We start from the raw sequence: 10,126 nt of genomic DNA on the forward strand, positions 1-10,126 counted from the left end.
GATCGTAGAACAAGGCATTAACTTCGATGAAGAGATGGCGATCGTGGGAGTGCGTGATCGCGATGGTAACAAGTTCTTTTATCCTCTGACGCTGACTTTGCAGCTCAATGGCGTGTTGACGGCGTCTGTGGCTCCCTTGGCGCGTTTGGCGGCGCTTCAGCCTAAAGCTGAGGCGATGCTGGGCAAGTTACTGGAGGGTCTGGACTATGTGGGTGTCATGGCCATGGAGTGTTTCCGTGTGGGTGACGAGCTGATTGTAAACGAGTTGGCGCCCCGGGTGCATAATACTGCTCACTGGACCCAGGCAGGGGCCAGTGTCAGCCAGTTTGAAAGCCATGTTCGCGCGGTTGCCGGCATTCCCCTGGCGAAGCCTCAAGTCAAAGGTCTGAATGTGATGATCAATCTGCTGGGCACGCCGCGTGATGAGCGTTGGTGGGCGATTTCCGGAGCCGAGCCCTACTGGTATGGCAAGGAAGTTCGCGAAGGTCGTAAGGTTGGTCACATCACCTTTACTCACAGTGGTGACAAAACCCTGATTCAGGGGCTGGATGAGCTGAAGGCGTTGCTGCCTGAGCGTTACAACGAAGTAATCGATTGGGTTGAGCGGGCTGTGGGCGGCGCTTAATTTCTGCTATCTTGAGTGCAGGTTTCAGAGGTGATTCGATGAATCTGCACGAAAATCAAAAACAGCGTCTTATTGAGGTGGTTCAGTCTCTGCTTCCCCATTATCAGGCTTTGTATGTCTTCGGTAGTGCCGCCAGCGGGGGGATGCAGGCTTCCAGCGATGTGGATCTGGCGATACTGATGCCCGGCCGTTTGTCCGGAAAGGAGTTGTTGGAGCTGACTGGTGAGTTATCAGCGGTGCTGGGGCGAGCTGTGGATTTGCTTGATATGCGAGCCAGTGATGACGTTATCAATATGCAGGTCATTACGCAGGGGGTGTGCTTGAGTGCGCCGGACCACTTCCAGGCTGAGCTGTTTGCGACTCACCGTTTTTCGGACTATGTGCGCCTGAATGAGCAGCGGGCCGGTATTCTGGCTGATATCAAAGCTCGAGGAAGTGTGTATGGATGATGTGTTGCTGAATAAAGCGGCAGTTATTGAGCGTGCTCTCAAGCGTGTTGACAGTCAATATCTGGGGTTTGAGGGGTCGCTGGATACGGACTTTGACCGGCAAGACATTATCGTTCTGAATCTTCAGCGCGCCTGTGAAGCGTCTATTGATTCCGCGATGCATATAGTTCGGGTGCGCAAATTGGGGTTGCCCAAGGATAAGGCCAATGCGTTTCATCTGTTGTTTGAAGCCGGCCTGGTGGAAAAAGCGCTGAGCCAGAGTCTCATGAAAATGGTGGGGTTTCGCAATGTGATTGTGCACGCCTATACCGATATTGAGATGGAGGCGTTGCGCAGAGTCTTAAGTTATGGCGTTAACGATCTTCGAGCCTGGGCCCGACTCTTGATTTCGCTGGCTTGATTGCACTGGCCTGAAGTGATTCCCTTCTCTATAATCCCCTCCTCACAAAAAACTCATTCATGTGGGCTTACGTAGGGCTCACCACTGAAACTAGGATATATCATGCCTGTAATTACCCTTCCTGATGGCTCGCAACGCGAGTTTGATCAACCCGTTTCTGTTCTTGATGTTGCCGCTGATATCGGTCCTGGTCTGGCAAAAGCCACCATTGCCGGCAAGGTGAATGGCGAGCGTGTGGATGCACACGATGTGATTTCTACCGACTCCGAGCTGACAATTTTCACTGCCCGAGATGAAGATGGTCTGGAAATTATCCGTCACTCTTGTGCGCACTTGTTGGGTCACGCCATCAAGCAGTTGTGGCCAGACGTTAAAATGGCCATTGGTCCCACCATCGAACACGGTTTTTATTACGATGTGGAGCTGGATCATAAGCTGACGGAAGAGGACATGGCTGCGTTAGAAAAACGCATGCTGGAGCTGGCAAAAACCGATTACGCCGTTGTTAAGAAAAACGTCAGCTGGCAGGAGGCGCGGGATATTTTTGAGTCCCGTGGCGAGACCTATAAGCTGGAAATTCTGGATCGTGATATTCCGCAGTCAGCGACTCCCGGTCTGTATCACCACGAAGAATACATCGATATGTGTCGCGGCCCTCATGTGCCGAATATGAAGTTCTGTCATCACTTCAAACTGATGAATATCAATGGTGCCTATTGGCGTGGCGATTCTGATAATCAGATGTTGCAGCGCATCTACGGTGTGGCATTTGCTGATAAGAAGCAGTTGAAAGCTCACCTGAAGTTTTTGGAAGAGGCGGTTAAGCGCGATCACCGCAAGCTGGGTAAGAAGTTCAACCTGTTTCATTTGCAGGAAGAGGCGCCGGGCATGGTGTTCTGGCACCCGAAAGGTTGGTCCATTTACACCGCTATTGAAGAGTACATGCGCAAAGTGCAGCGCAATAACGGCTACCAGGAAATCAAAACCCCGCAGGTCGTCGATCGCACGTTGTGGGAGCGTTCCGGCCATTGGGATAAGTTCCGCGACAGCATGTTTACAGTCGAGTCGGAATCCCGCGATTACGCAGTTAAACCCATGAACTGCCCGTGTCACATTCAGGTGTTTAATCAAGGGCTGAAGAGTTACCGTGATCTGCCGTTGCGTCTCGCCGAGTTTGGTTCCTGTCACCGCAATGAGGCGTCGGGGACTCTGCAGGGCATTATGCGCGTCCGCGGCTTTACTCAGGATGACGCGCATATCTTCTGTGCGGAAGAGGCGATTCAGGATGAGGTGTCCACCTTTACCGATCTGCTGAACAGCGTTTACGCGGATTTTGGCTTCGAAGACATTATCATTCGTATCTCCACTCGTCCGGAGCAGCGTGTTGGCAGTGACGAGGTGTGGGATAAGGCTGAAAAGGCGTTGATGGATGCCATGGATGCCAAAGGTAATGACTGGGAGTTGTTGCCTGGCGAAGGGGCTTTCTACGGTCCCAAGATTGAGTTCTCGCTGAAGGATTGTCTGGGGCGGGTGTGGCAGTGCGGCACCATTCAGGTGGATTTCTCCATGCCGGGTCGTCTGGATGCGCAATATGTGGCAGAAGACGGTTCACGCAAGACGCCGGTGATGTTGCACCGCGCGATTCTGGGCTCATTTGAGCGTTTTATCGGGATTCTGATCGAGAACTACGAGGGGGCTTTCCCTGCGTGGCTGGCTCCTGAGCAGGCCGTGATTATGAATATTACGGACAATCAGGCCGAATATGTGCAAAAAGTGGAAGAAACCTTGATAAACAAGGGCTTCCGAGCCATTTCAGACTTGAGAAATGAGAAGATCGGCTTTAAAATCCGCGAGCACACAATTCAGAAGATCCCTTATTTGCTCACAGTGGGTGATAAAGAGGTCGAGACAGGGTCCGTCAGCGTACGTACACGCTCTGGCGAAGATCTGGGTTCGATGAGTCTTGAGGCATTTGCCGATTATTTGGCCGCTGACGTAGAACGTCGCGGCCGCTCGTCGTTGTAGGCTGCATAAGCAGTCAAATTTTAGGAGATTACTACTATCAAACGAGAAAATTCCAAAGGACGTTCCAAAAAAGCACCGATTAACGATCAGATTGAGGCGCAACAAGTTCGCCTGATCGGTGCAGACGGTGAGCAGGCAGGCATCGTTTCCTTGGAAGAGGCGCTGGCAAGCGCCCAGAGTGCAGGGCTGGATCTGGTACAGATGGCGGGCGATGTCGAGCCAGTTGTTTGTAAGGTTATGGATTACGGCAAGCATTTGTTTGATATTAAGAAGACCAAAGCCGCTGCCAAGAAGAAGCAAAAGCAGCAGCAAATCAAAGAAATGAAATTTCGTCCCGGTACCGACATTGGCGATTACAAGATTAAATTACGTAATCTGACTCGCTTTTTGGAGGACGGGGATAAGATCAAGGTATCCTTGCGGTACCGTGGTCGTGAAATGGCCCACCAGGAACTCGGTATGGAGATGATGAAACGCATCGAAACCGATCTGGCGGAGCTGGGTGTCGTTGAGCAGTATCCGAAGATGGAAGGTCGTCAGCTGCTTATGGTAATGGCACCCAAAAAGAGAAAGTGATCGGGCTTTTAGCTGCCTGGATGACTTTAAATGGCGCTTTAACAGAAAGGTGCTCGTTACAGACACGTCAGTGTTAGTAAATGGGTGCCGCCTCTGAGCAAGTGTTTTTGTTCAACTTAAAAAATCGAGAGAATTCTCATGCCAAAAGCTAAAGTACACAGTGGCGCTGCGAAGCGCTTCAAAAAGACCGGTTCTGGTTATAAGCACAAGCACGCTTTCAAGAGCCACATCCTCACTAAAATGACCACCAAGCGTAAGCGTCAGCTGCGCGGCACCAGCACCTTGAACGCTGCTGATGTACCGGCGGTCGATCGTATGCTTCGCGCCAAGTAATTGGCCTGACTAACATTTAGAGAGGATTAATCATGGCTCGTGTAAAACGTGGTGTAGAGGCGCGTCGTCGTCACAAGAAAATCTTAAAGCAGGCTAAAGGCTACTACGGTGCTCGTTCGCGCGTATTCCGTGTTGCTAAACAGGCTGTTATCAAAGCTGGTCAATACGCTTACCGCGACCGTCGTGTTCGCAAGCGTAATTTCCGCGCTTTGTGGATCACTCGTATCAATGCTCAGTCACGCGTAGAAGGCATGACTTACAGCCGCTTGATCGCTGGTCTGAAGAAAGCAAACATCGAACTGGATCGTCGTGTTCTGGCCGACCTGGCTGTTCACGATAAGGTTGCATTTGCAGCTGTTGTTGCTCAGGCAAAAGCAGCTCTGGCCTAATCGGCTAAACCTTATTCAGTGCGAATGAGAAAGGGGAGGGGCTGTTTGTTCAGCTCCTCCCTTTTTGCTTTTCAGGACGTTTATTCAGTTTTGTCAGGAAGTTTATTCAGTGTGACCGTTTTCGTCGGCCACACTCAGTAAGCTTCTTAATCCAAACAATATATTCTACTTAATAACTAAGCCCTCACTATTGGGAGACCCGAATGGAAAATCTGGCAGCGCTGACAGAAGAAGCGCTCAAGCTGGTGGCAGATGCGCAGGATCTGGCCGCATTGGATCATGTACGAGTTGAGTACCTTGGTAAAAAAGGTCAGATTACCGCTCTGCTGAAAAGTCTGGGGAAACTGTCTGCCGAAGAGCGTCCGGCAGCAGGCGCCAAAATTAATGAAGCCAAGCAAGTGGTGCAGGATAAGCTGGTCGAGCGTAAGCAGGCGATGGAGCAGGCAGTCATTGATGCCAAGCTGGCGGATGAGACCATTGATGTCACTCTGCCTGGTCGCGGCCAGACCAACGGTGGTTTGCATCCGGTGACTCGTACGCTACAGCGTATTCAGGATATTTTTGCCTCTGTGGGCTATGCGGTCGAAGTAGGACCGGAAATCGAAGATGATTATCACAACTTCGAAGCTCTAAATATTCCTGGGCACCATCCAGCGCGTGCAATGCACGATACCTTCTATGTGAATAGCGATCAGGTGAAGAGTGAGGGCGAGGCTGCGTCGGACGCAAAATACGTTTTGCGCACACACACCTCACCGGTACAGGTGCGCACCATGGAAAACCAGGAGCCGCCGATTCGAATTATCTGTCCTGGCCGCGTTTACCGCTGTGATTCAGATTTGACGCACACGCCTATGTTCCATCAGGTAGAAGGTCTGGTGGTGGATAAAAACATTAGCTTTGCCGATCTGAAAGGGACTGTGGATCAATTCCTGAAAGCGTTCTTTGAGGCGGATGTGCCGGTACGTTTTCGTCCGTCGTATTTCCCGTTTACCGAGCCTTCTGCCGAGGTGGATATTCAGTGCACCAACTGCGGCGGCAAGGGGTGTCGTGTTTGTAGTCACACTGGCTGGTTGGAAATCATGGGCTGCGGCATGGTGCATCCGAACGTATTTAAAGCCAGTGGTGTGGATACCGAAACCTATACTGGCTTTGCCTTTGGTATGGGTGTCGAGCGTCTGGCCATGTTGCGCTATGGCGTGAATGATTTGCGTATGTTCTTTGAGAATGACCTGAAATTTCTGGGGCAGTTCTAACCTGGTTTTTAGTTAGGAAAGGACAGGCGGCATTAGTCGTTGAATGATTGAACAGGTCGAGACGGTTACCTCCCTGTTTAAGCAATCAAATTATCGGATAAGCAAAAGATTATGAAATTAAGCGAAAATTGGTTACGCGAATGGGTCAATCCCAACCTCACAACCGCCGACTTGGTAGAGCAAATCACTATGGCGGGTCTGGAAGTCGACGCCGTTGAACCGGTTGCCGGGGAGTTTTCTGGCGTGGTTGTCGGTGAAATTATTGAAGCGGAGCAGCACCCGGACGCGGATAAGCTGCGCGTCTGTAAAGTGGCGGGTAATGGCGATGAAATTTGCCAGGTAGTGTGTGGCGCACCGAACGCTCGTCCTGGAATCAAGATCCCGTTTGCGGTGGTCGGGGCCGCTTTGCCTCCAGGGGAAGATGGCAAGCCATTTAAAATCAAAAAGGCCAAGCTGCGTGGTGTTGAGTCCTTCGGTATGCTCTGTGCTCAGGTCGAGCTGCAGTTGGGTGAAGACGGCGACGGTATTTGGGAGCTGGCAGAAGATGCTCCAGTGGGTGCCGATCTGCGTGAATACCTCAAGTTGAACGATCAGTGTCTCGAAGTGGATCTGACCCCAAACCGCAGCGATTGTTTGTCAGTGAAAGGCATCGCTCGTGATGTAGCGGTTTTGAACCGTCTGGAGCTGAGAGAACCCAAGATTACTCCTGTTGCTGCGACCATTGATGATGTTCTGAAAGTTTCACTCAACGCAGGTGAGGCCTGTTCTCGCTATGTGGGCCGTGTGATCCGTGGTGTGGACGTCAGTCAAAGCAGCCCATTGTGGATGCAGGAAAAACTGCGTCGTGCGGGAATCCGCTCCATAGATGCGATTGTTGATGTCACCAACTACGTTCTGCTTGAGTTGGGTCAGCCCATGCACGCCTTTGATTTGAATACCCTCAAAGGTGGTATCCAGGCGCGAATGGCAGATGATGGTGAAAAGCTGACGCTGCTGGATGGTCAGGAAGTTGAATTGAAAGCTGACACTTTGGTGATCGCCGATGATGAAAATGCCGTGGCTATGGCTGGCATTATGGGCGGTGAAGCCTCCTCTGTGACTTCAGAGACCAAAGATATCTTTTTGGAAAGCGCTTTCTTCTTCCCGGTTGCCATTGCAGGGCGTGCCCGTAATTACGGGCTGCATACAGACTCATCCCATCGCTTCGAGCGCGGTGTTGATTACAAGCTGCAGGCCGTTGCCATAGAGCGCGCTACTCAATTGCTGCTGGATATTGTGGGTGGCGAAGCCGGTCCGGTGACCGAAGTGGAAAACGAATATGCCCCGAAAGATCGCGAAGTCAGCTTGCGCCGCTCGCGTATTCTCTCCGGGCTGGGCTTCAGCATGGATGATGATGAGGTCGTCGATATCCTCACCCGTCTGGGGCTGGAGATGTCTGTTAAAGCGGACAGTGGCTGGCGTTTCAAGGTGCCCAGTTACCGTTTTGATATCGACATTGAAGAAGACTTGCTGGAAGAATTGGCGCGTGTTTATGGTTACAACCGTTTGCCCACCAAGAGCCTGAGTGCTGATTTGAGCATTCCAATGCAGTACGAAGCGCGTATCGGTTTGAGTGCTGTGCGCAGTCAGCTGGTGGCGCGAGGTTATCAGGAAGCTATTACCTACAGTTTTGTAGAACCTAAATTACTGAAGCATTTTGACCCGGATGCCGAGCCGGTTGAACTGCAAAACCCAATCAGCGCTGATATGGCGGTGATGCGCACCACGCTCTGGCCTGGTCTGGTGAGTTCACTGCAATACAACCTGAATCGTCAGCAGGATCGTGTGCGTCTGTTTGAGACCGGTCAGCGCTTCGTCGCCGAGGGCAAAGGCTTTGCCAATCTGAAGCAGGAGCCGATGCTGGCGGGGCTGATCTATGGTCCTCGTCAGGATGAAAGCTGGACCGGTAAATCCGACAATGTCGACTTTTACGACATAAAAGGTGACTTGGAGTCTGTCTTGGAGTTGCTGGCTGACGATGCCAGCTTCAGTTTCGAGCCTGCAAAGCACCCTGCGTTACACCCGGGCCAATCTGCAGCAATACTGCGTAATGGTGAGCAGGTAGGTTTGTTGGGCGCCATGCACCCGCAATTGCAGAAAACTCTGGGGTTGTCGCATTCGGTTTACTTGTTTGAAATCACACAGGCGTCTGTGGCCGAAGCGAAGTTGCCGAGCTTCCAGCCGCTGTCGAAGTTTCCGGAAGTTCGCCGGGATATCGCCGTCATTGTGGATCAGACTGAAGCCGTCAGTGAGCTGCAGAAAACCATCGAAAAAGGCGCTGGGGACTACCTCACAGAGTTAAAGGTCTTTGACGTGTATGTGGGCAAAGGCATTGATCCACATAGAAAAAGTGTTGCTCTGGGCTTGACGTTTCAGCATCCATCGCGCACTCTTACTGAGGATGAGATTAATGCCTCCATGGATGTGGTTGTTCGCTCCCTGGAGGAGACGTTTAACGCTTCCCTGAGGTAAAGGGGCACAAAGAGGCCATTCGCGATGTCAGCGTTGACCAAAGCGGATTTAGCTGAAATGCTCTACGAGGAACTGGGTTTCAACAAGCGTGAAGCCAAGGAGCTGGTAGAGCTGTTCTTTGAGGAAATCCGTACGGCTCTGGAAACCAATGAGCATGTGAAGTTATCCGGTTTTGGTAACTTTGATTTACGTGACAAAACCTCCCGTCCCGGACGCAATCCAAAAACCGGCGAAGAGATCCCGATCTCGGCTCGCCGGGTTGTCACTTTCCGCCCAGGGCAAAAACTGAAGGCTCGAGTAGAGAATTATGCTGGAACCAACCAATAACGACGAACTGCCGGTCATTCCGGGAAAACGCTATTTCACCATCGGTGAAGTCAGCGATCTCTGTGCGGTCAAACCGCACGTTTTGCGTTATTGGGAGCAGGAATTTCCTCAGCTGGCGCCGGTTAAGCGTCGCGGCAACCGCCGTTATTATCAGCGTCAGGACGTTCTGACGATTCGCCAGATTCGGGCGTTGCTCTACGATCAGGGGTTCACCATTGGTGGTGCCCGCCAACAAATGAGCGGCGATAATGCACAGCAGGATGCCACTCAGTTTTCCCAGTTGGTCAGCCAAATGATCAGTGAACTGGAAGAAGTTTTAGTGGTTCTCAATCGCCCCTAACGCCCTACAAATCGCTTGCATTTCCCATTTGATCGGGTATGATTTCAGCCCTCTTAGCCCCAGAGCTATCTTTAGGTAAATCAATAGGTTAGATCGTTACTGCTGAGAAGCGATAGTGATCCTAAGCTAGCTCAAACTCGGTGTTCAGTGACCTGTCTTTACTGAAAACCAATCTCGGGATATAGCGCAGTCTGGTAGCGCACCGTGCTGGGGGCGCGGTGGTCGCAGGTTCGAATCCTGCTATCCCGACCACATTTCTGGCCTCTTCAAAGAGGTTGATAAAAAACCACCTTCGGGTGGTTTTTTCGTTTATACCATCTGAGTTTCCAGCGGCAATACGTGTTTTCCAAGGAGGGGAGTTCGAGCCCCGCGGGATTATAGGGTTGCGGTTCAAGGTGGGCTAAAAGTGTATATCACTCTTAAATACGCTTGATCATTTACTTTTTATCAATACCTTCGCTAGACTGGTTTGGCACATATTTCATTTGTTGCTGATTTTGCCGCGTGGGAGCCCCTATCCGCTACCTTGGGTTGCGGTTCCACAGGTTGAATACGTATGCCCTGTCTTAGGGCTGGAACAGTGTTTTCATCTGAACAAGGATTGATCATGAGTGAATCAGCGCCAAATCGGTGGCCATCAGCGACACTTGGAGCAGTTGCCAGTCTATTACTAGCGGGTATCCTGATGATTGTAGGTCTGGAGCTGGTTCGTCAGTCTCAGTCTCAGCAAAGTGAAGCGCTTCTATTGACACTGGATCAGGTTGTTAAGGAGACGGAAAATTCGTTAAGACGGCTCAACGAAGAAGGCTTGAAGACTTGTTCTGATGAAAACCTGATTCTGATGAGAAGAACGCTGTTTCAAGGGAGTTTCATAAAGGATATTGGTTTCTTTCAG

General features: G+C 51.2%; 12 protein-coding genes and 1 tRNA gene. All 13 read left to right on the top strand.

From position 1 onward, the window contains the following. A partial coding sequence (locus tag ACTG33_RS14245) for an ATP-grasp domain-containing protein (protein WP_439135892.1) occupies positions 1 to 625 on the top strand: 625 nt, incomplete at its 5' end. A gap of 38 nt (positions 626 to 663) precedes the next feature. After that, entirely contained in the window at positions 664 to 1,074 is a 411-nt protein-coding gene (gene mntA / locus ACTG33_RS14250; RefSeq protein WP_439135893.1) for a type VII toxin-antitoxin system MntA family adenylyltransferase antitoxin, read from the top strand. Then, positions 1,067 to 1,474, top strand: coding sequence for a type VII toxin-antitoxin system HepT family RNase toxin (gene hepT, locus ACTG33_RS14255; protein WP_439135894.1), 408 nt, complete (start codon positions 1,067 to 1,069; stop codon positions 1,472 to 1,474). Before mntA ends, hepT begins: the two co-directional genes overlap by 8 nt. Positions 1,475 to 1,576: 102 nt before the next feature. After that, positions 1,577 to 3,499 (top strand): threonine--tRNA ligase, encoded by a 1,923-nt coding sequence (thrS, locus tag ACTG33_RS14260; RefSeq protein WP_439135895.1) that lies wholly within the window; start codon positions 1,577 to 1,579, stop codon positions 3,497 to 3,499. Between the two features lie 36 nt (positions 3,500 to 3,535). Next, positions 3,536 to 4,075, top strand: coding sequence for a translation initiation factor IF-3 (gene infC / locus ACTG33_RS14265; protein ID WP_439135899.1), 540 nt, complete (start codon positions 3,536 to 3,538; stop codon positions 4,073 to 4,075). Between the two features lie 138 nt (positions 4,076 to 4,213). After that, positions 4,214 to 4,408: a 50S ribosomal protein L35 gene (gene rpmI / locus ACTG33_RS14270; RefSeq protein ID WP_216098909.1), complete on the top strand. Its 195-nt coding sequence runs from the start codon at positions 4,214 to 4,216 to the stop codon at positions 4,406 to 4,408. Between the two features lie 32 nt (positions 4,409 to 4,440). Then, positions 4,441 to 4,797 (top strand): 50S ribosomal protein L20, encoded by a 357-nt coding sequence (gene rplT / locus ACTG33_RS14275; protein ID WP_216098910.1) that lies wholly within the window; start codon positions 4,441 to 4,443, stop codon positions 4,795 to 4,797. Between the two features lie 203 nt (positions 4,798 to 5,000). Further along, positions 5,001 to 6,053: a phenylalanine--tRNA ligase subunit alpha gene (gene pheS, locus ACTG33_RS14280; protein WP_439135896.1), complete on the top strand. Its 1,053-nt coding sequence runs from the start codon at positions 5,001 to 5,003 to the stop codon at positions 6,051 to 6,053. Positions 6,054 to 6,164: 111 nt separating this feature from the next. Beyond that, positions 6,165 to 8,564 (top strand): phenylalanine--tRNA ligase subunit beta, encoded by a 2,400-nt coding sequence (gene pheT, locus ACTG33_RS14285; protein WP_439135897.1) that lies wholly within the window; start codon positions 6,165 to 6,167, stop codon positions 8,562 to 8,564. Between the two features lie 24 nt (positions 8,565 to 8,588). Continuing rightward, positions 8,589 to 8,891, top strand: coding sequence for an integration host factor subunit alpha (gene ihfA, locus ACTG33_RS14290; RefSeq protein ID WP_167181520.1), 303 nt, complete (start codon positions 8,589 to 8,591; stop codon positions 8,889 to 8,891). After that, positions 8,872 to 9,231: a MerR family transcriptional regulator gene (locus ACTG33_RS14295; RefSeq protein WP_216098913.1), complete on the top strand. Its 360-nt coding sequence runs from the start codon at positions 8,872 to 8,874 to the stop codon at positions 9,229 to 9,231. Before ihfA ends, ACTG33_RS14295 begins: the two co-directional genes overlap by 20 nt. Positions 9,232 to 9,406: 175 nt before the next feature. After that, a tRNA-Pro gene (locus tag ACTG33_RS14300) sits at positions 9,407 to 9,483 on the top strand. Positions 9,484 to 9,838: 355 nt separating this feature from the next. Continuing rightward, on the top strand, positions 9,839 to 10,126 hold a 288-nt coding region (locus tag ACTG33_RS14305), incomplete at its 3' end, for a CSS-motif domain-containing protein (protein WP_439135898.1).

The sequence above is a fragment of the Pseudomaricurvus sp. genome, from assembly GCF_965662505.1.
In the GTDB taxonomy this organism is placed as follows: domain Bacteria; phylum Pseudomonadota; class Gammaproteobacteria; order Pseudomonadales; family Cellvibrionaceae; genus Pseudomaricurvus.